The organism is Nostoc sp. (genome assembly GCF_036917575.1).
GTDB lineage: Bacteria > Cyanobacteriota > Cyanobacteriia > Cyanobacteriales > Nostocaceae > Nostoc.
Genome location: NZ_JBALDC010000041.1, coordinates 44,431 through 68,486 on the forward strand (window position 1 = coordinate 44,431; position 24,056 = coordinate 68,486).

General features: G+C 40.7%; 23 protein-coding genes. 7 read left to right on the forward strand and 16 right to left on the reverse strand.

Going from position 1 to position 24,056, the window contains the following annotated elements; genetic code table 11:
* Positions 1-63: 63 nt before the first annotated feature.
* The gene (locus V7K79_RS10390; protein ID WP_335047255.1) at positions 64-531 is read right to left on the reverse strand and encodes a DUF1772 domain-containing protein; all 468 of its coding nucleotides are present in this window, start codon (positions 529-531) and stop codon (positions 64-66) included.
* Positions 532-809: 278 nt separating this feature from the next.
* Positions 810-2,990: a recombinase family protein gene (locus V7K79_RS10395; RefSeq protein ID WP_335047257.1), complete on the reverse strand. Its 2,181-nt coding sequence runs from the start codon at positions 2,988-2,990 to the stop codon at positions 810-812.
* A gap of 87 nt (positions 2,991-3,077) precedes the next feature.
* Here V7K79_RS10395 and V7K79_RS10400 point away from each other — a divergent pair, with 87 nt between their 5' ends.
* On the forward strand, positions 3,078-4,421 hold the full coding sequence (locus V7K79_RS10400; protein WP_335047259.1) for a proton extrusion protein PcxA: 1,344 nt from the start codon (positions 3,078-3,080) through the stop codon (positions 4,419-4,421).
* Between the two features lie 311 nt (positions 4,422-4,732).
* Here the strand turns inward: V7K79_RS10400 and V7K79_RS10405 are convergent, their stop codons facing one another.
* Positions 4,733-5,350: a flavin reductase family protein gene (locus V7K79_RS10405; RefSeq protein ID WP_335047261.1), complete on the reverse strand. Its 618-nt coding sequence runs from the start codon at positions 5,348-5,350 to the stop codon at positions 4,733-4,735.
* A 184-nt stretch (positions 5,351-5,534) separates the two neighbouring features.
* Complete coding sequence (locus V7K79_RS10410; protein WP_335047263.1) at positions 5,535-5,834, reverse strand: ArsR/SmtB family transcription factor; 300 nt, start codon at positions 5,832-5,834, stop codon at positions 5,535-5,537.
* A gap of 745 nt (positions 5,835-6,579) precedes the next feature.
* Between V7K79_RS10410 and V7K79_RS10415 the strand changes: the two genes are divergently transcribed.
* Genes V7K79_RS10415 through V7K79_RS10425 form a run of 3 tightly spaced genes read left to right on the forward strand, consistent with a single transcriptional unit; the run spans position 6,580 to position 8,560 of the window.
* Entirely contained in the window at positions 6,580-6,765 is a 186-nt protein-coding gene (locus V7K79_RS10415) for a hypothetical protein (protein WP_335047265.1), read from the forward strand.
* A complete protein-coding gene (locus V7K79_RS10420; RefSeq protein WP_335047267.1) occupies positions 6,762-7,919 on the forward strand; it encodes an XdhC family protein in 1,158 nt (385 codons plus the stop codon). Before V7K79_RS10415 ends, V7K79_RS10420 begins: the two co-directional genes overlap by 4 nt.
* 5 nt (positions 7,920-7,924) lie before the next feature.
* Entirely contained in the window at positions 7,925-8,560 is a 636-nt protein-coding gene (locus V7K79_RS10425; protein ID WP_335047269.1) for a nucleotidyltransferase family protein, read from the forward strand.
* 125 nt (positions 8,561-8,685) lie between these two features.
* Here the strand turns inward: V7K79_RS10425 and V7K79_RS10430 are convergent, their stop codons facing one another.
* From V7K79_RS10430 to V7K79_RS10440, 3 genes are all read right to left on the reverse strand, one after another.
* Positions 8,686-9,060: a colicin V family bacteriocin gene (locus V7K79_RS10430; protein ID WP_335047271.1), complete on the reverse strand. Its 375-nt coding sequence runs from the start codon at positions 9,058-9,060 to the stop codon at positions 8,686-8,688.
* Between the two features lie 65 nt (positions 9,061-9,125).
* The gene (locus V7K79_RS10435) at positions 9,126-10,700 is read right to left on the reverse strand and encodes a GMC family oxidoreductase (protein WP_335047273.1); all 1,575 of its coding nucleotides are present in this window, start codon (positions 10,698-10,700) and stop codon (positions 9,126-9,128) included.
* A 7-nt stretch (positions 10,701-10,707) separates the two neighbouring features.
* The gene (locus V7K79_RS10440) at positions 10,708-12,312 is read right to left on the reverse strand and encodes an FAD-dependent oxidoreductase (protein WP_335047275.1); all 1,605 of its coding nucleotides are present in this window, start codon (positions 12,310-12,312) and stop codon (positions 10,708-10,710) included.
* A gap of 543 nt (positions 12,313-12,855) precedes the next feature.
* Here V7K79_RS10440 and V7K79_RS10445 point away from each other — a divergent pair.
* Together V7K79_RS10445 and V7K79_RS10450 are read left to right on the forward strand one after the other, a co-directional pair.
* A complete protein-coding gene (locus V7K79_RS10445) occupies positions 12,856-13,761 on the forward strand; it encodes an SMP-30/gluconolactonase/LRE family protein (protein WP_335047277.1) in 906 nt (301 codons plus the stop codon).
* A complete protein-coding gene (locus tag V7K79_RS10450; RefSeq protein ID WP_335047278.1) occupies positions 13,758-14,300 on the forward strand; it encodes a DoxX family protein in 543 nt (180 codons plus the stop codon). The genes V7K79_RS10445 and V7K79_RS10450 overlap by 4 nt, the downstream gene beginning before the upstream one ends.
* 113 nt (positions 14,301-14,413) lie before the next feature.
* Here the strand turns inward: V7K79_RS10450 and V7K79_RS10455 are convergent, their stop codons facing one another.
* From V7K79_RS10455 to V7K79_RS10495, 9 genes are all read right to left on the reverse strand, one after another.
* Complete coding sequence (locus V7K79_RS10455) at positions 14,414-14,887, reverse strand: peptidoglycan-binding domain-containing protein (protein ID WP_335047280.1); 474 nt, start codon at positions 14,885-14,887, stop codon at positions 14,414-14,416.
* A 199-nt stretch (positions 14,888-15,086) separates the two neighbouring features.
* The gene (locus tag V7K79_RS10460; protein WP_335047282.1) at positions 15,087-16,028 is read right to left on the reverse strand and encodes a VOC family protein; all 942 of its coding nucleotides are present in this window, start codon (positions 16,026-16,028) and stop codon (positions 15,087-15,089) included.
* Between the two features lie 29 nt (positions 16,029-16,057).
* Complete coding sequence (locus tag V7K79_RS10465; protein ID WP_335047284.1) at positions 16,058-17,425, reverse strand: NAD(P)/FAD-dependent oxidoreductase; 1,368 nt, start codon at positions 17,423-17,425, stop codon at positions 16,058-16,060.
* A 150-nt stretch (positions 17,426-17,575) separates the two neighbouring features.
* Positions 17,576-17,821 (reverse strand): hypothetical protein, encoded by a 246-nt coding sequence (locus tag V7K79_RS10470; RefSeq protein WP_335047286.1) that lies wholly within the window; start codon positions 17,819-17,821, stop codon positions 17,576-17,578.
* A 38-nt stretch (positions 17,822-17,859) separates the two neighbouring features.
* The gene (locus V7K79_RS10475) at positions 17,860-18,525 is read right to left on the reverse strand and encodes a cytochrome c oxidase subunit 3 (RefSeq protein ID WP_335047319.1); all 666 of its coding nucleotides are present in this window, start codon (positions 18,523-18,525) and stop codon (positions 17,860-17,862) included.
* 104 nt (positions 18,526-18,629) lie between these two features.
* A complete protein-coding gene (gene ctaD / locus V7K79_RS10480; RefSeq protein ID WP_335047288.1) occupies positions 18,630-20,294 on the reverse strand; it encodes a cytochrome c oxidase subunit I in 1,665 nt (554 codons plus the stop codon).
* Entirely contained in the window at positions 20,284-21,207 is a 924-nt protein-coding gene (locus V7K79_RS10485) for a cytochrome c oxidase subunit II (RefSeq protein WP_335047290.1), read from the reverse strand. The genes ctaD and V7K79_RS10485 overlap by 11 nt, the downstream gene beginning before the upstream one ends.
* A gap of 32 nt (positions 21,208-21,239) precedes the next feature.
* Entirely contained in the window at positions 21,240-21,845 is a 606-nt protein-coding gene (locus V7K79_RS10490; protein ID WP_335047293.1) for a DUF2231 domain-containing protein, read from the reverse strand.
* Complete coding sequence (locus tag V7K79_RS10495) at positions 21,842-22,336, reverse strand: DUF2231 domain-containing protein (protein ID WP_335047295.1); 495 nt, start codon at positions 22,334-22,336, stop codon at positions 21,842-21,844. The genes V7K79_RS10490 and V7K79_RS10495 overlap by 4 nt, the downstream gene beginning before the upstream one ends.
* Positions 22,337-23,136: 800 nt before the next feature.
* Here V7K79_RS10495 and V7K79_RS10500 point away from each other — a divergent pair.
* A complete protein-coding gene (locus V7K79_RS10500) occupies positions 23,137-23,949 on the forward strand; it encodes an SDR family oxidoreductase (protein ID WP_335047297.1) in 813 nt (270 codons plus the stop codon).
* Positions 23,950-24,056: the final 107 nt, after the last annotated feature.

Here is a 24,056-nt window from a genome sequence, read left to right on the forward strand (position 1 = left end):
TGACTGCCGTTATCCTTTAAAAGGATGGGTAGACAGCTTCGTGCATATATGAATGGCTTGAGTTTACCTTCCAACGCACGCAATTGTCAGGAAAATGAATGCGATAAGCAATGCAATCACCCGAATTGCATGACGATTATCCCAAAGTCTACGCCTTTCTTTCCAGTTTTTGGGTAAGTTCCCCAAATTCCATTTAGCAACCTCGTCGTTAATTGGTGCCAGAGCAGCGATAGTACAGATAATACTAACAAGCCAGATCACGGTGGCTGCAATGGCAAACCAGAAAAATATGGGGTTGGAGAGAGTATGCAACTGATAAGTAAAAAAAGATGAAGTGATAAGGGTAGCAGCGTACCAGAAGGGCATGAACGCACCAAATATACGTGCTAGCGGTTGGACTGCTTTAACATGTGTAGCGTCATCGAGCTTCCATAGCTGCGGGTGGACGAAAAAACCGACTGTGATTTCGTTCCCTACCATTAATCCAGCGACTACAAGTGCAAGGACGCCGGAGACAATTAATATAGTCATATATTATCTAAATATAGCAGGAGGCAGAAGGCAGCTATGCTGGAGGCAGGAGGTAAAACTATTACTATTCCTAGCTTTCACTTTTTTAAAATGTCCTAACCTATGTGACTACGGCTATATCATATATTACGTAGATAACTTAAGCTAATTTGCACTAATGAGTCAACCTCCTTGATCGATAGTAATATAACTTCTGCTCTCCGGTTGGGGAAAGGGTAAAGGTTACTGGGTTTGGGGAAATTACATCCCTTTCCCTTTTCCCTACAATGCCAAGAAGTCTAATTAACATTAGCCTCAGAAATAACTGTCACACAAGCATTTACTAAGGGTAACAACGGCCCTAATTGCTCTTGTCCATTCACAGCTAAATCGCTGTGACACAAATAAATTCTCCCCGATACACGAGAGACTAAATCTGTCAAAATCCTTTGCAGTCGTTGTTCTTCTGCTAATTTCTCATCTTCTGCTGTCCAAGGTTCGCCTAATCTGTTTCGGAGGAAAAACGGCGCACCGAACAAAGTCGCTGCACCACCTTTCGCCCATAGGGGTGAACCAGCATCCAGCCAAAAATGCCACTGGTGCGATCGCCTACTAGATCGATATTGAAATATAGTTGCTAAGGTGACAGCCTTTCTCGCTCCACCAATGGGACGCACAGGGTAGGCGTTAGCGGTAATCGTCCCACGTCGCAGTAATTGAATGAATTCAATAATAGTTGTCTGAGGTGTTGTCTCAACTGGGGTAATTTGTCGTAATCTGGTGTCAATTTCCCAGTAATGTTGAGCGGTTTCTAGTAATTCCCGTAATGCTGCTAGTTGTTCGTAGGGAAGATTACTTCCATTCCACAAAAAACGTTGAATTGCTCTGTCCAAAAGAGAAATGGGACTAGGAATTAACCGCAATTCTTGTTGCGATCGCTGCTGTTCTAACCACTGTAATATTTCACTATAGGCTGTAGTCGCTGCATAGCCGATTCGATCCCAGCGCTCGAAGGCTGACACTGGTAGCAAGTTGGGGCGATCGGGATGGGGTACAAAGCAGTAATCTGCAATCAAACCAGCACGTACCGGGTCAATATCAGTAGAAACGCGATTTATCGCGTCTATAGAGTTTTCAGGTGGTTGTTGTTTCCTGCTCAATACAACTAGCATTTCTGCAACAGCATCCCGATCTACGAGTCGGCCCAAGCCGGGATAAACTAGTGCCAGTATGGTGAGTAAGGCGCGAATGACGGGCGAACTAATTAGGGGACGTTGGTCATTTAGCGATTCTACTAGGATATTTTGCTTGACGAGGATTTCTACTAGAGTATAACGAGCGATCGCATCTAAACCTGGTGCAATAATCGCCACTTGTTCTGGTTGCACTTGCTGTGATTGGATAGCATTAGCAATTACCTCTGCTGTTTGCCGCAATAATTGGGCGCGGGAGGTGGTTTGAATTGAATGCACTGTTTTTGGTAAACTCAACAGTACCATCGGGGAAGTGACTAATTCCACCATCTGTTCAGTTAGTTGTTCGCTCAGAGACTCTGGAGGCGGCCCATTCAAGATTTCTACCCGACAACGCTCTGCTAACCCTTCTAGGTAGTTGGGATCTGCTCCCAATCCCAATCGCACCGCACCATCAGGATTGTAGCTAAACGCGCCAACTGCACCGCGATCTAATAACAACTCAAACAAAAGACGCGCGACGCTTGGATAGTCATCGACATCATCCGCTAGTATTGCCTGATAACGTTTAGTTAAGTGCTGTTGGTAATGGCGATCGCTTAACAAATGCTGACTGTAAAGTTCGGTAATAATCCCATAAGTTAGTAACCCCCTCTCTAAACACCAATTACGCCAATCTAGTAGCAAAGATGCCAAAAATTCCGGCTCTAAAGTTGTGGTATTTTCCCCAAAACCCTTGGCTAAAATCCGGGCAATATCTTCGCAAGGTATACCACTATAAGCTGCTAATTGTAATAAGTCCAAGATGCGACGCACCAAGCGAGATTCATTCACTCCCGCAAGACGTAAAATTTCTTCGTCTAATTGGGGACGCCAAAGTTTGGTTGCTAACTCTTGCTCCGTTTCTGGTCGCAATCTTACCGGAAACTGGGCCTTCAGGTTCAACGAGTTAATTAACAACGGCCAAAATAAAACAACTTCATCTTGAAAAAAACCTAGTGGTGTCTTGGCACGAACCGGATATTTACCCAAAGTAGATGTAACAATTATATCTCCTAATTCTCGACGATTATCATCATTGGCAGCTAAAACTAAAACTCCCGGCTCTGTCTGTTTAATATCTAAAAATTCCGGTATACGACCAGTTTTTTTTCGTCCTGATTTTTTCGTATAAAATGATTCAATATATGAATTTTCTGATTTAACCCAATTACAAAATTGCTCTACCAAGCGAGCCGTCTTACCACTGCGGCTAGTGCCAACAATCCAAACCGAATGAGAAACCACAAACTTTCTCCTTGTAGATTTGTTAGTATACCTCGTGCGTTAACTTAAGGTTAATAGTCATCAAATAATGCTGAATGATTGTCTGCAATGAAAAACTCTGTTTTTAGTCAAAAAATCTATTCTTTCTTACTTGCTGCTTATCGATGGTACTTACAGACTCCTGAACGTTCTTTACATCAAGCTTACGATGCAGCATTAAAGATTCAGGAAATCGAAGATAAGCATTTCAATGGTAATAAAATAGACATTGACTCAGCCATGTACAGTAGCAGTGTGATGGATTATTTTGAGTCAGACCTCAACAAGCTATTAAAAATTACCAGGATGCGGTTGACGGAGTTTAGAGGAAGCCGTTGGTTTCTAAATGAAGAGAATCAAAAAGCTGCCCAAAAAGCAGGTATAGAGTATCTAAGTCCTTCTTTAGTTTTGGAAAAGCTAAACTATATCGATCAAGTTACATCAAAATACACAACAAGTTTCGATCAAACAACTTCTAAAGCTTTAGTAGTCAAACCTCCAATACCAGTTAACTCTGTAATATCTGACGACAAATCGCTGCTCGTCAAAACTCCAACACTACCACCCAAAATATCAAATCAAGACTTAAATAATAAACCAAAAGCCAAGAGTAAAACTGATACAACAGGTGTTTTACCTCGCTCTATTTTAAGTACTATCAGTCGTCTGCAAGTTGAATTAGACCCTAATTCTGAACAAGAAGTAATTCAGAATTTTCGTCAAACTCAAAAAAGAACAATAATATCTCTTAGGTTTATTTTATTATTAATTATTGTACCACTTCTAACGCATCAAATAGCAAAAACTTTCGTAGTCGGCCCAATTATTGAGAGATTTAGAAACACTCAGGAAATGGAGATATTTATCAATTCAGAAATGGAAGAGGAAGCCCTTTTAGAATTACAAAGATTTGAAGAAAAGCTCAAGTTTGAAAATTTCATTATCAAAGCTCCTCCACTGTCGCCTGAGCAGATGGAAACTGAAATGAAAAATAAGGCAAAAGAACTGGCTGAAGAATTTCGTCACGAAAGCTCTGGTGCAATCAAAAACATTTTTGCAGATATTTTATCGGTAGTTGCTTTTATCTGGCTTTTGCTAGTTAGCAAGTCTTCTATTGCTGTGCTAAAAGATTTCTTTGATAATATTGTCTATGGACTTAGTGATAGTGCCAAGGCATTTATCATTATTTTGTTTACTGATATCTTTGTAGGATTCCACTCTCCTCATGGCTGGGAAGTACTGCTAGAAGGAGTATCACGCCATTGGGGATTACCAGCAGATAGAAATTTTATCTTCTTATTTATCGCTACATTTCCGGTGATTTTAGATACCATATTTAAGTATTGGATCTTCCGATATTTGAACCGGATATCGCCTTCTGCTGTTGCGACTTACCGTAACATGAATGAATAGGGAATTTGGAATTGGGCATTGGGCAAAACAGTTCCGTTAGCGAAAGCGGGGCGTTTAGCCCGTTTCGAGTTCCTTGGCTTAGAGTAAAGAAGTGAGATTCTCCATTTCTTTACTCAGCACTCCTGAAGGGCATTGGGCATTGGGTAAAATTTTTGGTGTTGTGAAACAATTAAATTATTTTTGGTTTTTGATTTTAGAATTTGAGTAAGGTGAGATAATCTTAAAAATTTTGAATATTAATGAAAAAGACACTTACCAAATTTGGTATTACTTGCTCTGTACCTTTTTCTTTGTGGTCAATTAACATCCGATCATACCTTTGGAGTTGTCATCTCAAATAGTTGCCCAATCTTTGTATACTCAACTGGCCCACCTAAGCGCGTAATCGGCCGCATCCTTACAGTATCAACTAACCCCAAATCTTGGCGGTATAGGTCTTCACGCACATGAAATCGTAACACTCGACCCAATACCATCACATTATTGGTTCCTTCCACTGAAACTATTTGTGTGACTTTACACTCCATTGCCACTGGTGAGTTTTCAATCCGCAATGGTCGGACATCTGTAGCAGGAATAGCTTTTAAGTTTGCTTTTTCAAACTCGTTAACTCCATAAGGAAATTCTGTTCCGGTTTGAACCATTGCCTGAGACAGTGTTTCATCCACCACATGACACACAAATTCATCAACTTCATGAATATTGCGTAACGTATCTTTTTCTTTTGGCTCATGTCTACGGTATGCAACTGAGAACATGATAGTTGGTGGAAAACCTGCTACTGCATTGAAAAACGAGTATGGGGCAAGATTGGCAATTCCAGAGGCACTGATTGTGGACACCCAGGCAATTGGGCGAGGAGCAACAATGCTTGTCAAAAGATTATAAGGAGCAGGGTCTTTCATTTCCTGCGGCACGAATGATAACATAAAATTCTCTATTTCTATATTTTTTAAATCAACTTCTTGCACCCGTAACATAAGCTGCTGTCAAGGGATGTTGGGGATACTCAAAAATTTGCTGCACTGAACCTGACTCAATCAATTGTCCAACACCTGACTGCACCCAGAACAGAGCAACTCGATCCGCGATGCGCTAGGTTATGCGTCACAATCAGCTTTCTTTCAAAGCTTTGCCATTAGTTACTTCCACCTCTGGAGCCAAGCGGTAGAGAACTGCTTTCCCATCACGCGTAGGCGTAGCCCGTCGTAGACATCGCACAACCAACTGGGAGCAACGCAGAACTTGTAAATGATGGGAGAGCAGACTTTGTTCCAAGCCCAAAATTGCGTTCATCTCTCCCACGTGTTTGGGACTGTCGATCAGAAGTTCTAATACTGCTAGACGAGTTTCATCTGCCAGTACCTTCAGCTTTTCTACGCAGTCAACCTGCTTCTTGCTGCTATTTTTCATTACTTCTAAAAGAATAGGTTTTTCTTGTTTCTTAAGTTACTTTGCTGCGATGCCTCCGGTAACATTAAAGACAAACGCTCTCGTGTTCAGCGAAGATTAACAACTGCTGCTATCACAAATAAATAGCAATTTATATGAAATTTGATTCATCTTTTAAAGTATAAAGTGTCATGCTCTACAATTAAAATTAAATTTCTTAACCCAAGCTTAATATTTATCCTATTGCTTGATATTTACTGAGTTTTCATTGGTATAAACTAAAATTACTGATAAGGGTTTCACCTTTTATTGATCGTATTGTGCCTAGAGGTACACAAGAGAGAAAAGCAATTGCTCAATTGCTAGAAAAATATCGTTTTTCCTAAGCACTTACCAGTAATAAAATACCCAGCCGTCGATGAAAGCTCCCTGTCTGGTAAGCGCCTACAACTTGATAATCATGCAACTTGGGTTACTATTTATCCATTTTTGGCATGGTTTGCTCATAAAAATCCAGACTTTGATGTTCAAACTAAATTCAGCCTGTAGATAGATATTTTAATTGAACAAAATAGACTTCTTATGAAAATAAAGAGTCTCAAATTAATACTTTTGGAATAATTAAAGTACTTTGCCAAAACTTTAGTCACGGAAATCAATATTCCGTGCTAACTCTTATAATAGATAAATGACTAAATTTGACAACTATCCTGCGGAGCATGATTTCATTAGTGTTTTTGCTTATCTTGGATAGCATAAGACCACGATGCCTGCGGCAGTAAACAACGCACCTCAATCTAACATATATACTGTAATCATTAATGGGCGGCAAATAGAAGGAGTATTTGAGACTAGCAGCAATGTACAATCGCACAGTCATCACACTGTTTTCATTGGGACTGTTACTCAAGTTTATAAACTGCTAAAAACAGAAAAATCAGCAATCAAATGAACGAATTACAAGCAATTTTAGAAGGCTTCGAGTCAAGTCAAAAAAATGGTGAAATCACTTTTCTTGCCACTGTAGTTAAAACTCAAGGTTCAACCTATCGCCGACCGGGTGCCAAAATGTTGATGGCAGATACAGGTCGGATGATTGGAACAATCAGCGCTGGTTGCTTAGAGAATGACGTATTTGAGCATACTCAACAACGAATGTCAGACGGCGAACCAATTGTTGTGACTTACGATAACACCGCCTCGGAAGATATTCTTTGGGGCTTTGGTCTGGGATGCAATGGAACAGTGCAAGTTCTGATTGAACGTCTTGAAACAGAAAGTTCTCCGAATGCGATCGCTTTTACACAGGAGTGCTTTCATAAAAAACATTTGGGTATTATTGCTACAGTTTTTGCCTTTGAAGGCAGGGTAGATGTAAAACTTGGATCTCGTTTGCTGCTGTATCCAAATGGTAAAATTATCACTGATATCAAAGATCCGAATTTAATTCAATCTTTGATTGCAGATACTCAAGCAACTTTTACTAATCAAAAATCTAGTGTAAAAAACTATCAGTTACCTTTAGGCAGTGCCGAAGTTTTTATTGAAGTCATCCAACCACCTACGCCTTTAATAATATTTGGTGCAGGTTATGATGCTGTACCCGTAGCCCAGTTTGCTCAAGCATTAGGTTGGGACGTTACTGTAGTTGATTGTCGAGCTAATGAGGCAACTAGAGCGCGATTTACAATAGCTTGTGATGTGATTCTGACTCGGCGAGAAATTATACATCAACAGGTATTTATAGATGCCAACACAGTTGCTGTAGTGATGACGCATAATTACCTTGATGACCTGGAAATATTGAAAACGTTACTGTCATCTCCTGCACGATACATAGGGGTTTTAGGCCCAAAGGCGCGTACTGAAAGATTGCTTGAAGATTTGAGTTCGCAAGGAATAGTTTATACTACTGAACAATTAACTAGATTGCATGGCCCGATTGGCATTGACATCGGAGCAGATACACCTGAAGAAATAGCGATCGCGATTATTGCAGAAATTCAAGCAGTGCTAAAAAACCGCAATGGTAATTTTTTAAGAAATCGCAATCAACCGATTCACCAATCTCATGAAAGCAACTCAAACTTGCTACTTACCACATAGTTTTTATGACTGCTATAGACAACGAAGAATCAACCGTAGCGATTATGATTCTTGCTGCTGGCGCATCTACACGGATGGGTACACCGAAACAACTATTGTTTTACCAAGGACGTAGTTTGTTGCAATATATTACAGAAATGGCGATCGCATCAGTTTGTCAACCTGTGGTAGTAGTACTTGGAGCCAATGCAGAGCAGATTCATCCTCAAATTCAACAACTTCCCGTTAGAGTAGTTAAAAACTTAGATTGGGCTTGTGGAATGAGTGCTTCAATCAAGAGCGGTATTGAATTTTTAAATAATCTTCCACAACAAATAGAAGCAGTAGTTATTACACTTTGCGACCAGCCATTTGTTTCTCACCAAATTATTAATCAACTTGTTGATACATATTATTTGACAAAAAAACCGATTATTGCCTGTGAATATGGAGATACATTAGGTGTACCTGCTTTATTTAATCAGGCATTTTTTTTAGAGCTTGCTACTTTAAAAGAAACTTCAGGCGCAAAAAAAGTTATTAATAATAACCTAAATGAAGTTTTTTCTATCCCATTTCCACTAGGGAATATCGATATTGATACACCAAAAGATTACGAACAATTGCTATCAAGTACTAGAGGATTTTCTAGCGAATCTTGAGGAATAGACCCCCCTTAATCCCCCCTTATAAAGGGTAGAAACTTAAAATATTGCCCCTTCCCCAACACATTGAGGAGGGTTGGGGAGGGGTGATTCTTTTTAACCAAACCTGATATTAAACCCTCTCAAACCTTGTAAATTGCTGAAGGTTTTGATAAAGCTTGTAATTCTTCCCAAGAATAGTGAGTGGGTAGTTCAATTGGTTTATGATTTGCTCCTAATCCTAATCCACTTATCGGCTGGATTTCTTCAATTAATTCTTCAGCATACTCTACCAACTTATTGGCTGCAATACTACCAGTAATTGCCCCAGCAATCCCACCAATGGCAGCACCCACTTTACCACCAATGGAGCGTCCCAATGCGGTTCCGGCAACGCCACCTCCCACAGTACCTAGACTTGTAGCCAATGGATGCGATTGTATTCCTTCTGACTCGTTTTGTTGAGATTGAATTTCTGGTTGCTGTTGTGGTGTAATTTGTTGTTCATTATTTGTCATAGTGTTTGCCCTTTTTATTTTTACAAATTAAATAATCATTATTGGTATGGTTCAGCTATTAGGCGTTAGCGAAACGCTGTTGCAAGCAAATCGCCAACGCGCAACGCATTAGCCATAATCGTTAATGTCGGGTTAGCACCTGAATTTGAGGGAAAGAAACTACTATCTACCACGTACAGATTATCGACATCATGGGTACGGCAATTGAGGTCAAGTACTGATGTTTTGGGATCTGTACCAAATCGACAAGTACCACATTGATGAGCAACTGCTTGTTCTGGTATTTGAGTGCGAGGATAAATGCTAAATGGCAGGACGTTTTTAGCCGAGTGAGGAATTGACTTGAGTACAGATGTCCAACGATGAATTAAGCGATCGCTTGCTTCAATATTGTTCAATGTATAATCAACATGAATGCGATCGCCCACCACACGAATCCGATTATTTGGGTCTGGTAAATCTTCTGTTTGCAACCACCAACCAACTGAGCGCTCGGCTAGCAAATTTCGTTCCAAATGAGGAATCAGCTTGACAAATGGAGCCATGAGTGGTGGAGCTTCTGCCGGAATCATATCCGCTAATACATTGCCAGTATTTTGCACCATGCCCATCGGATAAGGAAAATCCGGCTCTCCCCAGTAAAAATCGTTGACAGCGATCGTTTTTTGAAATTTGGCGTGATTCGCCTCTAGGTGTATGGAAACTATAGCGGTTTCCAGCTGTTTCATGTAATTGCGTCCCACTTGATCGGAACTATTTGCCAATCCGTTGGGATGTTTATCGTTAGCAGAACGTAACAGCAAGGCTGCTGAGTTGATAGAACCACAAGCAACAACGACAATATCGCTTGTAAACCAATGTTTTTCCCCAGCAATTTCAGTTTCTACCTTTGTCACTTCTCGCCCAGATTCACTCGTATGCAGCCGCAAGACTTTGGCATTAGTTAAAAGGGTAAAATTAGCATACATCTCGCGGCTAGGACGAATGGCGTTGACATCGGCATCGGCTTTTGCGTGTACCAGACAGGGGTATCCGTCAAAAGTATCGCAACGAATGCACAGACTCTTGGTGCGATCGCTTTCATTAAGCTTTAATCCCAGTGGTAGATGGAATGGGTAATAACCCAGTTCGCGGATACCATCAGCAAGAAACTGCATATCCGGCTCATGACTTACTGGTGGATAAGGATATGGTTCGCTGCGAGGTGGTTCCGTTGGGTCTTCTCCTGCTTCACCATGTACGTCATACAGCTTTTCTGCCTGTGTGTAATACGGCTCAAAGTCTGAGTACTTGAGCGGCCATTCTGGAGAAATTCCTCCCTTGTGAATTACCCTTTCAAAATCTCGTTCTCGAAATCGAATTAAGGCTGCACCGTAGAGTTTAGTATTGCCGCCAACCCAGTAACCTGTCTGAGGCTTAAAAACTTTGCCTTCTTTGTTATACCATTGCTCATCGGTGTGGTAACGATGTTTTTCATAGACTTCCTGGGGATTCCAGTTATCTTTTTCTCTTGGTAAAAAGTCGCCTCGTTCCAGCACGAGAATTTTTTTACCTGTAGGTGCGAGGCGGTGAGCTAGTGTACCTCCACCTGCTCCCGTACCGATAATGATGATGTCATAGCGCTCAGTGATGTTTGTCATATATGCCCTAACGCTTACTACTAACTTTAGGCTGTCCTCTCTGAATCAAATCAGCTATACCACGCCGTAATTCATCAACAGTTAGCATCTGGTTCAAGCGCATTAATTCTGAGAGCGCTGCTGTTTCTGTATCTTGATGGCTGGTTGCAACTGCCAAGACTTGATTGTTTTTCAGATAAAAAGCGATAAATTCTTGTTTTTGCAAATCCCCATCTACAATTATTTCATCCCAACTTTCAGCGTGTCCAATGTAGCGCAACGGAAAGTCGAATTGCATTGTCCAGAACAAAGGAAGCCCTCTAAATTTGACTGCTTTCCCTGTCATGTTCTGAGCGGCAATTCGCCCCTGCTGTGCTGCGACTCGCCAATGTTCAACGCGAATCGATTCGTTTGTCCGCCAATCGGGATAACGGGCAATATCACCTGCGGCGTAGATGCCATCGGCTGCACGCAAGTATTCATCAACCACAACACTGCTATCTTTGGGATGCAAATCGATACCCTGAAGAAAGTCTGTTGCAGGCTGTACACCAACTCCGACAATTACAATATCTGCTTTTAAGCGATCGCCATTATCTAAAATTACAGCTTCAACCTTGTCGCTACCTTCAAATTGCACCGCTTTTCGCTCAAACTTAAAGGTAACGCCGTTTTCTTCATGGACTTGCTGAAATAATTTACCAATTTCCTCGCCCAGAATTTTCTTAAAAGGTACAGAATCTGGTGAAACAACAGTTACTTCTAAGCCCTGCTGACTCAACCCGGCTGCTGTTTCCATACCGATAAAACTAGAACCAATAACTACTGCTTGTGCTTTTTGTTTGCTGGTTGTCAAGATGCGATCGGTATCACTAAAACTGCGTAATGTAAAAATGTTTTGCAAGTCTGCACCAGGAATATCTAGCTGGCGTGGTTTTCCTCCTGTTGCTACTAGTAAGGCATCATAGGTTAATGAATCACCATCGCTAAAAGCGATCGCTTTATTCTTTGTTTGTACCTGTTCAACTCGCTTATTCAACAGCACTTCAATCGCGTGTTCTTTGAAAAAATCAGGCGATCGCAAGGGCATTTCCTCTGCGGAGGTCTTCCCAATGAAGTAGTCTTTAGTCAGCTTGGTGCGATCGTAAGGTAGCTTGTTATCTTGAGTAATCATCACGATTCGCCCTTGATATCCAGCTACTCGCAAAGTTTCTGCGGCATGGACACCCGCCGCCCCTGCACCTAAGATCACAAATGTCCGCCCATCAACATTAGGGTCGAATTGTGCCATTGCCGGCGATCGCAATCCGTTAGTTTCCTCTGGTACGCTGACAATGACATTTTCACCTTCAATGCGTACTTCATAACAAGCTAGAGAATCCAAACCAGGTGGCTCTTGTTGGTCGCCAGTTGTTACGTCATAATAGGCATTGTGCCAGGGGCAAACAACATGATGTCCACTTAGTACCCCCTCAGCCAGTGGCGCTTTATAATGAGTGCAGTGTGCGCCGACAGCATAATACTTTCCATCTATACGACTTAGTAAAACCTCTGTCTCGCCGACAGACACTTGTCGCATTTCGCCATCATTTAAATCGTTGATGTTACCAACAACTGCTTCTATCCGTTTCATAATCAACTTTTAAATTAAGAATAAGAGCTATACCAATTCTTGAAAATTCGGTAACTGACCAAGAGCCATAAGCTATTTATTAGATGAAGAACAATTTACACCAAACCGATTAATTGAAAAATCTTTAAATAGTTTTTCTTTCTAAATTTTACTTTATGTCACAAACTCTGATTTTTTCAACTTATCGATGGTATATCTCTTAAGATGATAAGTTCAGCCTTTAGACATAGATAAACTGAAAAATTTATTTTAACTGAGAATTGAGAAAAAATTTGGTGATAGATGGATTGGCATAACTAGCGTTACAGAGATGTTGCCAATTTTAGATTTTAGATTCTACCTAAGGAATTAATTCTTATTTATATCTAAAGAGAGGGGTAGTATTTCAATTGAATTTTATTTTGGTTTATATATGATGTAAATTAAGCATATTTAATATTTATAAAAATGCGGAAAAATTTTATAAATATTACTTTTTAAATTGGTATTAACTTGAACCTGCCATTTATCGCCAGTAACCAAGTTAAATAACAGGAGATTCTGATGCCTGAAACCATTGAAATTTCTGACGATCGCATCTGTGCCTTAGTACGCCCAGGTGCTTCACTGCAAAAGCTTACAAACGGTGCAGTCCATAGCGAAGGCCCTGTTTACTTCCACGAAGATGATAGTGTTGTGTGGAGCGATGCTCACGGCAACCGTCTATTACACTGGAATTCTACGAATAATGTCAGTGTTATACGCGACCCATCTGATTATCAAAGTGGTAATTACCGTGACTTGGAAGGTCGTCTGGTTGCTTGTTCTTCTGGACTGCGTGCTATTATCCGACGCGAACACGATGGTGAATGGAAGGTTTTAGTCGATCGCTACCAAAACAAACGCCTGAATAGTCCAAATGATTTGGTAGTCAAAAGTGACAACACGATTTGGTTCACCGATCCGCCATACGGAATCACCGAACCAAACCAAGGTTATGGCGGCGAACAGGAACAACCTGGAAGTTACGTCTACCGCTTTAACCCTACTACTGGTGAGATTTATCCTGTAGTAACGGATATGGTGCGCCCGAATGGGCTGGCTTTCAGTCCAGACGAAAGTTTACTGTATGTTTCAGATACAGCTGCGTTTAATATTCCTGGCGGGCCTCATCATCTTCGCGTCTACGAAGTTGTAGATAATCGCCATCTAAAAAATGGGCGTGTGTTTGCAGTCATCGATCCAGGACAACCAGATGGATTTCGGGTTGACGAACATGGCAATATTTTTATTAGTTCTCAAGACAGCGTGCAAGTATACGCCCCAGACGGAACTAAGCTAGGAAAAATTCTCATCCCGGAGACAAGCACTAACCTAACTTTTGGTGGTAAGGAACGCGATCGCTTATTTATCACAGCTGGTCATTCTTTATATGCTATCGACCTCAATACCCGTGGTGTACAACTATGATTTATCAATTTGGGCTGGGTGTAGCGATCGCCTTTTTTATGGCTGCATTTAGTTTCCCCCAATTAGGCCCACACTTGTTAAGTTCACTCTCTTTTGTGTATTCTGACGGATTTCCAGGATTGGCACTTTTGCTACTCAGAGTTAGTCTTGGCTGGTTGTTTATCCTACACGGCTATCCCAAGATAACGCATCTTCAACAGTGGGCTGATGCTCTAAAAACGCCTGTCTTTCTTTGCTTTTTATCGGCTGCATCGATGTTAGGTGGCGGAATTTTTCTAATCATTGGATTTCTGACACTCTTATCAACCTTGCCAATTCTCTGTTCAATGATTTTTGCGATATATTTAGATATTTCTGGAAGTAAGCCTTTTGTAGCCCAAGATCCATACTTAATTCCTGAACAAGAGTATAAAGGCCCTTTAGGAAAAGGTGAACCACCAAGTTGGGAAAAGGCGTTTATGTACTGCGTTATGCTGATTGCGATCGCAGTTTTAGGCCCCGGTGCTTATTCACTTGATGCTTTAATTTTTGGACGCTGAAACATACATTATTTCTCAATCCGCTTGGCTTTGTGAAAAATTTAAGGCTAGAATTTATTTCCTAGCCTTTTCTCTTTAAGACATTTTTGCAATGAGGATATTAGTAAACCATTTTATTTAAGAGCGGCTAAAGTCCGGTGTCCAATTATTCCGTCTGCTCTTAATCCTTTAGACTTCTGAAATTTCATCACTGCTGCACGAGTCTTATTATCAAAGACACCATTTACACTTGCTGTATAAAATCCTTGCTGCTTTAAAGAATTCTGAACAGTTTTCACTGTTTCTCCCCTGCTGCCTACCGTTAATACATTACCAGTACTACGCTTTGCCATATTATTAGACTTGTGCATAGCATTAGGCTTATGCATAGCATTAGGCTTCTTCATCATGTTGCCTTGCTGAGTACTTTGGGCAATGTGAGTAGTAGTAGCCGTTGTATTTTGACTTTTATTATTAGTTAAAGAGTAAGCAGGCAAAGCAGCCGCTAGAGTCAATGCAGGGAGCAAAGCAAGTACTTTCCAATTCATCTTATTGTTCCTTCCAACTGTATGAGATTTTGCAATTTCTATTTGAAGAGTCATCTTCATAAGGGACTGCACCTTAAGTGATTCTCTTCTGTAGATTCTGTTGTGTGGGTTTAGTCTGAGACTATTTCCCAAGCCAGAGCTATAGCATTACACGTTGTATTGACAAAGCTATTGCAAAATTGTGACAAAAGCATGACTAAATCTATTAAAATTTATGTCGTCTGAAATTGCGCTCTGATTTATGAAAATTTCCCTAATATCATTCTGCAATGAGTAAAATAGTGTGTTTGTCAGGATCTTTTATTAAATAACCTTGCTTATTAGAAAAAGAGTTATCTACAATCGGTATCTGATTTTGCCGTAGCTTATCTATTAGCTGCTCAATATTATTGGCGACAAGCTCAATTTGCACACTTGCAATATCGCAACTTTTCCAGTCACTTGGTATCGGACGGCCCTTTCCAGGCAAAATGTAGTCTAACAGTTCAATTCCTACACCATTTTCAACTGGTTGCAGGGCTGTAATTCTCACTTTCGCTTCTGGTAAGTTATCCAAGCGAGTTTGAGTTGCACGCCAGTTAAGGCTGCGGCTACCAATTTGCATTCCCAGAAGGTCGCAGTAAAAGTGTAGACTTTGCTCAGTATTAGAAACTGCGATCGCACTATGATCGATTCCCAAAAACAAGCTATCGTTGTTTTGATGCCATTTATCTTTACCTTTATCAGGCGGAAACCAAATTAACTCTAAATCATGGCCATCGGGATCTTTAAACTTAAAAGCGCGGACACCACCAGATGCTTGATTATCAGGTAGTATTGTCTGGGGAGCAACTGAAATTGATTCAATGGGAAATGAACGCAAGTGAGCATAAGCGCCATCCATATCACTTACTACAATCGCCAGATGTTGAAACCACAGGTCATTACTTCGTGAATCGCTGGGAATGGGTTTACCTTGAATATTGAGATACTCTATCAACTCGATAAATTCATCTCCAAGTCGTAAGGTAACAATCCGAATTTTTGCTTTAGTTACATCTTCTAAGTCGCTGAAATTGTGCCCTTCAACAGTAACGTCAGAAACTAATTTAAAATTCAGTGCTTCTTGATAGAAATTTAAAGAGCGATCGCAGTTTGTCACTGTTAAGCCAATAGCTCGAATTCTTTGCACCTGTTTATTACTATGAGTAGGCATAGTCATCAATCAAAGCCCCTTTTAGCCTTCAGTCTCTAATCTTTTTTCTCTTCATTTCCCAGCATTTTCAATAATTTTCTTGCAGCTAAAACGCCTAGAACTCCTGCACCAACTACTTCCACGGCTTGAACAACTTTTTTACCTACATTATTAGGATCAAGGTGATGGTGAAAAATCTCTTCATCTAGCCAATCACTAGCAGCTTTGAAATCATGAATTGGAGTTGGTAATAGCGTTAAATAAGTGCCTTGACGGATTAAATGCCCGGATTCACCTGTAATTTCCAAAACATTAAAAATGTTAGCAGCAGCATCATTTAACCCTAATTTTAAGAGAGTTCCGCGTATATTTACCTTTACTGGTTTGAGGTCTTCACCTAAAACTAATGCTTTCAAATTTCGAGCAATATTGGCTCCTTGCTGATAAGCAACTTGAGCTGTTGGCGGTAGTGATTTATCTTGAACTGCTACACAATCCCCGCCTGCAAAGACTTCTGGGAAGTCGAGTAATTGCATTGTGGGAGTAACTAAAAGGCGGTTGTGACGATCGCGATGTTCTTGGGAAATTGGTAAATCTTTAATTAGTGGGTGAATAGAAGTACCAGCTGTCCAGATTGTGGTAGATGTTGGCAATGTTTCAATTTGCTCATTACGCTTGAATTCAACAGCGTTGGCATGAATAGTAGTGGCTTCTGCTCCCGTAATTATTTCGATTGAGATTGTGCGTTTTTTTAATTCTTTCTCAGCGATTGCACGCAAAGGAGCGTTAACATCACCATTGAGGATTTCTTTACCGTGATTGAGCAATACCACACGGATTTCACTAGAATTTCCTCCCATAGCAGTATACCAATGTGGTAGTAAATCAGCTATCGTAGCTGCTATTTCTACACCACTTGCACCACCACCAACTACAACTACTCTTAGCAATTGACGACGTTGCTCTGGATCTTCAGTTTTGATTGCTTTTTGCAAACAGTCGCTTAAATGCCGCTCAAGAGCGATCGCATCTGCTTCTGTCCAAAAAGGAAAAGCGTGTTCTTTAGCACCTTCAAGATGTTGATAACTAGTAACACTACCTAAAGCTAATACTAAGTTACTGTAATTGTAGGAATTTCCAGAAGCTAATTTGACTTGTTGTTCATGCAAGTCTATCGATTCCACTGCATCTTGAACAAAGATGACACCACTGCCTTTAAGCAATTCCACAAAACGCGGTACTACTTGAAAATCATCCATCTCGCCACTGAAATATTCATAGAGTAACGGCTTAAAGCAAAAGCGTTCATTTTGATCGATTAAAATTACAGAGCGAGGATAATGTTCGCGAGCTAGGTGTAAGGCTGTAAATAAGCCGGTGAAACCACCACCGACAATCACAGTTTGGTAAACTGGGCTGTTCATAAAATATCTCCAAAGTATTGTCAAATGATGATTTCGCCAGGATGTTAAGCATTTAAATCAGATTTTTTGTCTCACGCAGAGGTGCAAATAAAGAGGTAAAAGTCTTAATTTTGCCAAAGTACAAATGACAAATGACCAATGATCAATCTGCTATATAAATAAAAATAACGCAATTAACATGATGCTGAGGAATAAAGCGAAAGCAATAGCGTATTCGACTCTACGACTAAAAAATCCCACAGCAGCAATTAGAGCGATCGCTAGCCCAATAATGCCGATATATTGCTCTTTTTGTAAACCTTGTGCAATGAGTGGGTCTTTACCTGGTGCTGGTGTTTCTTGAACTGATTTTGGGGCGAGTTCTGAGGCTGGTATATCTTGCAATAATAAGTTCATTAAATTACTCCTGAAAATACTTGGTGAACTGAAAATCTTTATGCGCGCCAAAGGTAGATAAGCGAGAAAAGGAAGACCCAAACTACATCAACAAAGTGCCAAAATAGCGTAGTCGCACTTGTACCGAAGTGAGTTTTATTATAATTGCCTGGAATGAATGAGCGAATCAGCATAATTATCTGAAGCACAACACCAGCCAGAACGTGTAACCCGTGGAAACCTGTCAATAAATAAAATGTAGAACCAACTAATCCTGTAGTAATCTTGAAATCAAGATTTTTCCACTCAATTAATAGACCAATTAAAAAGTAGGTTCCCATTGCGATCGTTATCAGCCATAACCCGCGAAATTTACTCAGTTGATTACGCTTGAGGGCATTTTCTGCTGGTTGAATCACAAAGCTACTAGAAAGTAAAACTACCGTATTAAGAATTACGAGCTTAGACAATTCTGGGCCAGAAATACCGGGTGGTAGCCAGTTAGTAGTATTCAGTCGTAAAACAACATAAGTAAAGATAAAACTCAAAAAAATGATACTTTCTGACAACAGGAACACAGTAAATCCAAACATTCCTTTGCCATGATGATCTTCATGACTTCCGCCACCACTTGGCAGAAAGCGCTGTAACCAATTCGGTAAGCGTCGCCGCCACTGGTCAAAACGGATCGGACTTTCATCTTTATGAATGTTGCCACGTTGCATAATTTTGGGCATTGGGAATTAAGAATTGGACATTGGGCATTGGCCAAACAGGGCATTGAAGAATTTATAACTATATCTCCTTCCCAGTCCCCAGTCCCCAGTCCCTACCGATTTGACTCACCATCATTAGAATTTTCCACGAATGAATATTTTGGATCGCCATAGTCGTAAGGAGGTCTGTTGACAACAGGAATTTCTTCAAAGTTATCTCGCGGAGGTGGTGAGGAAGTTGTCCATTCCAATCCCGTAGCGTGCCAGGGATTATCAACTGCTTTGACTCCATATAGCCAGGAACCGACAATATTAGCAATAAATGGCAGTGTCGATGCTCCCAGTAAGAACGATCCCAGGCTAGCGATGACGTTCCAACCCTGATACTGGGGATCGTAGGAAGAAATTCGGCGTAACATCCCTTGCAAACCTAATGGGTGCATAGAGAAAAAGGTGATATTGGCAGGAATAAAGGTCAACCAGAAATGCAGTTTACCCCAACCCTCGGCGTACATCCTGCCAGTTATTTTGGGAAACCAAAAGTAAATTCCGGCAAAGATTGCCATTGTGATGGTATTAAAAACGATGTAGTGGAAGTGACCTACTACAAAGTAAGTATTATTGACGTGGATATCAAATGGGGTGGCGGCAAGCATCACACCAGTGACACCGCCAAAAATAAACATCGCTGCACCTCCCATTGCAAATAGCATTGGTGTCTCTAGGTGCAATTTGCTCCTCCAAATGGTGGCAGTCCAAGCAAATGCTTTAACACCAGTGGGTATGGCAACTAACATCGAGGTGGCCATGAAGGTCATCCGCATCCAGTCGGGGGTAGCACTGGTAAACATATGATGCACCCAAACGAAGATGCTGACTACAGCGATACCTAAAGAAGCAACAGCAACTGACCGATAGCCAAATAGAGGATTGCGAGAAAAGGCTGGTAGAACTTCCGCAATAATACCGAAGGCTGGTAGCGCCATGATATACACTGCGGGATGAGAATAGAACCAGAATAAGTGTTGGTAGATAATCGGATCGCCACTTCCTTCAGGTTTAAAAAATTGTGTACCGAAGGAGAGGTCAAGCAACAGCAGTATTAATGCACCTGTCAAAGAAGGCAAATTAATCAGTTGCAACAACTGGGCACTAAAAACTGACCAGACAAAGACGGGCATTCTAAAAAATGTCATCCCTGGCGATCGCATCCAAAAGATTGTGGTAACAAAGTTGACAGCCCCCATAATTGAGGAGATGCCGATTAGTACTAGGCTAACTATCCAAATAAGTTGACCGTTAATCAACTGATCTCCTGGAACTTGCAGACTAACTGGTGGATAAGACCACCAACCAGCTTGTGCAGTCCCGTTAGGTAGTAAGAAGCTAGATAGTAGTAAAAGACCTGCTGGTGGCAAAATCCAAAAAGAGATGGCGTTGAGCAGGGGAAAAGCCATGTCCCGCGCTCCAATCATCAATGGCACTAGGTAGTTAGAAAGACCTGCATTGAAGGGAATAATCCACAGGAAAATCATGATTGTCCCGTGCATGGTGAATAAACCGTTGTAGAGGGGGCGATCGACTAAATTTGCTTCCGGGGTAAGCAACTCAGCCCGGATAATCATCGCCAACAGCCCACCGAGAAGAAAGAAAATGAAGGTCATTACCATGTACTGAACACCGATTACCTTATGGTCGGTGCTGAAGCTGAAATATTCCCGCCAGTTATTCTCCGGTTCTCTATTCTTGGCTATAGCTTCACTCATATCATGTGTCATTATTTATCTTCCTTTGATTGGCGATCGCAGGTTGGACAGGTGTGAAAGTATGCCAGCCGCTTTTAAATAATGTCTTTGGTGGTTGGATATTTTCGGCAACTGCCTGATTTTGAGCATTCCGACTTTCGCTAGACACCGTTTGAGCAAGCCACTGGTTATACTTATCAAGAGATTCAACGTATACATCTGCCTCCATCAAGGCAAAGTAAGTACCACTAAATTGAGAATCTTTTAGTCGATATTTACCTGGACGAATGGGTGTTAGCACAATGTCAATTTTCCGCCCTGGCACAATATCCTGTTTTAGGCGAAACTCAGGAACGTAGAAACCGTGAATTACATCCTGTGCTTGCATATTTAAGCGAGTGCTGCGATTGATCGGCAAATGTAATTCCTTACTAGTAAGATTATTTGGATAGCGAAAAGACCAATCTGACTGCTTAACGAAAACATCTATTGTTTCAGATGCAGGTTTGGGGACATCGCTAACGGTTGCAGCGTAGGCGGGTGCAGATTCTAAGGGCGCGTGCAAATGCACAATTTGGTCTAGACCGAGAATATTTAATTGCTGATAAATATTGAAGCTTTGCAAGGCAATCCATATTACTAACAAAGCTGGGGTAGCTGTCCACAATATTTCTAGCCTCCCATCACCTCTAGAAGGGTGTCCTTCGCTGTAGTCTTCCGGTCGGGCGCGATGGAAAACTATGGCATACACAATAACACCAACCAGCCCCAGCAAGATGAATGCTCCAATTGAGACTAAAAAGCTAAATAAATCATCTACGCGTTGTGCTTCTGCTGTCGCCTGGGGAGGCATCCAAGAAAACGCCTGTTGTCCAATCCACCGACTGACAATCAGCAGCACTGCTACATAAAACGCCATTAATACATATTCAAAAACACTAAACATCACAATTTCATGTAAGAGTACTTCCCGCTTGATTATTTGAGTAGTAAATTTGGGTTTTTACCTTCTTGGAGTAACTTTGCAGCAGTAACATGAATTCCAAACTCTTCTCCCAATTGCGCTCCCAAAGTTCCGTGGACAAACAAGATGCCCAATATTGCAATACCTGCTAACAAGTAACTCCACTGCACCTGCCTAGAAGCATTTTTGCGCCAGCGATAGCGTTGTAAACCTCTCCATACTGTCATGGCTGCGATCGCTCCCAACAGCAAAACGCCACCCAAACCATGCAAAAGCATTGTCCAACCAGCAGTTAACCCCCAAACGCTCTTTTGATCGATTGGTGGATTTGCCAGCAGTAGCTCGAAAAAACCAGCTGCAACTGTGAAAAAGGTGATAAAAGCTGCTCCTATGAGGTTATACCAGCCGACATCAAAAAAACCAGAACGCAGGGTAGGCAGACCCAAAAATTTGAAGATTGGTTTTTCTAAAGCAAAAAGCACTCCGGCAATATCAAAAATAATAGCAAGAATGAATAAACCCAATGTTAGATGCACCAGTTGCGGATGTATCGGAATCTCATAAGGTAATCCGTTAGCATTCAGCTTCAATCTCAACTGGTCAATCAGTTGCCAGTTCATGGTGAAACTCCCTGCTTCATCGCTTGCACAACTGGCTCAATATGTAAACCATACACCCAAACTAGCTTACTTCCTAGATAGACTTGCAAGCACACTAAGCAGACTAAAAAGGTTGCAGCACCAAGGTAAGCAGGCGGTACTTTCCGTGGTGTGCGTTTGCGAATCACGAAACGCCAAGCTGTAATGCCAACAACAATAGCCGCCAGCGACCAACCCATCAGCGTATGAAAATTCAGTGTTGGTTGGACTGCTGGGTAAATGTTCGCCAGACCTGCTTCAAACTGACCAAGAATCACCGCTATAAAGATAGCTGCTGAGGCTACAAACATATTCCAGAAACTCACCTCAAATAAACGCACATTACGGGTGAAATAGCCCAGCACATCGCACACGAAAGAAAAAAGCACCATCGCGATTATGAAATGGACAACGATCGGGTGTAGAGGGTCAGGGTATGGTAAATTTTGGTTATTCAGAGACAGAGCAGGCATCGCTTTCTCCTTTATAGGTCTAAATATGTAGATGCGTTGCATGAAATTTCCATCCGCCTAACGCATTATTCATATTTTCAAGAATACTGTGCTAACGCCATAAATCAACCAATTAAAAAACATTGAAAAATTCCGATGCACTGAAATATTTAAAGTAACTTTTGAAATAAACAACTTTTTGCATACTTACTTTTTTCAGCAATTATTTTTCAAAAATGTCAAAAATTACTAACATAACTACCTTTTTAATTTATATTATATAAATTTCCATTTATCAAAAATAATCATTTATTTTTTTTGATAAAATAGGAGATTTTACAATAGCCAATCAACTGATAAACTTTAGAGCCAGCTAAAAAAATTTTAACGTGTTATATATGATTTTCTTAATTTAGAGCATCTTATATTTTAGATTCGCTCGACTAAAAATTTTATTTCAACCGATAACCCAACTTGCTTTGAATATACCATAGATTTTTATTGAGATTGATATTAGCTTGAAATTTACTATTTTACAAATTTTAAAAAGAAAAACATCCCATTGCCACACAAAGGACAAACAATTGAAATATCATTTAGTAGAATAATATGCTAATTATCTTTCTTTGGATAGATTAAAAAAATAATAAACATTCTTAAAATCATAAAAAGATTTTGCTTTATCCATAAATAGCTTAGTGATTTGACAATTAAAATCGCCAAGCTAAGACTAGTCCAAAAAGCAAAAACTAAGCTCATGAAAGTCTTCCGAATATTCAGACACTCACAACGAATCAAGTTTTAAAAATATTGAAAGCATTATGAGCTATTCCCCTTACCTGCTCAAAGGTCAAAAAGCACTTGTAACAGGTGCTAGTTCTGGCATTGGTGAAGCGATCGCTCGCTATCTAGCTTTTTCAGGTGCAGCAGTAGCCGTCAATTATCATTCGGGAGCTGATTCAGCTCAAGAACTTGTTGATGAGATCAAAGCGGCTAATGGTGAAGCATTTGCTATTCAAGCTGATGTCAGCAAAGAAGACGAAATAAAGGCGATGTTCAGCCAGACGATCGAACAATTCGGCACTATTGACATTTTAATAAACAATGCTGGTCTTCAAAAAGATTCACCCTTAGTAGATATGACTCTTGACCAATGGAACAGAGTTATTGGGGTAAACCTGACAGGACAATTTTTGTGTGCGCGGGAAGCTGCAAAAGAATTTCTGCGGCGGGGTGTACAGCCTGAAGTTTCATCTGCCGCAGGTAAGATTATTTGCATTAGTTCAGTGCATCAAGTAATTCCTTGGGCAGGTCATGTTAATTATGCTGCCAGTAAAGGCGGTATAAATATGATGATGCAAAGTATTGCTCAAGAACTTGCACCCCATAAAATTCGCGTCAATAGTATTGCTCCTGGTGCAATCAAAACTCCAATTAATAAATCAGCTTGGGATACTTCAGAGGCAGAAGCGGAGTTACTAAAACTGATTCCTGCAAAACGTGTTGGAGAGGTAGAAGACATCGCCAAAGCAGCAGTTTGGTTAGCTTCTGATGACTCTGATTATGTCTATGGTACAACACTGTTTGTAGACGGTGGTATGACCTTGTATCCAGGTTTTGCAGACAATGGTTAATAGATAATGCCGACAAAAGTTACTGTTAATCTTGGATTTGATTGCAATAAACTATAATATTTGGCTGTAGAAATATTTTGGCATGATGTCGAACAAATTTAATGGAA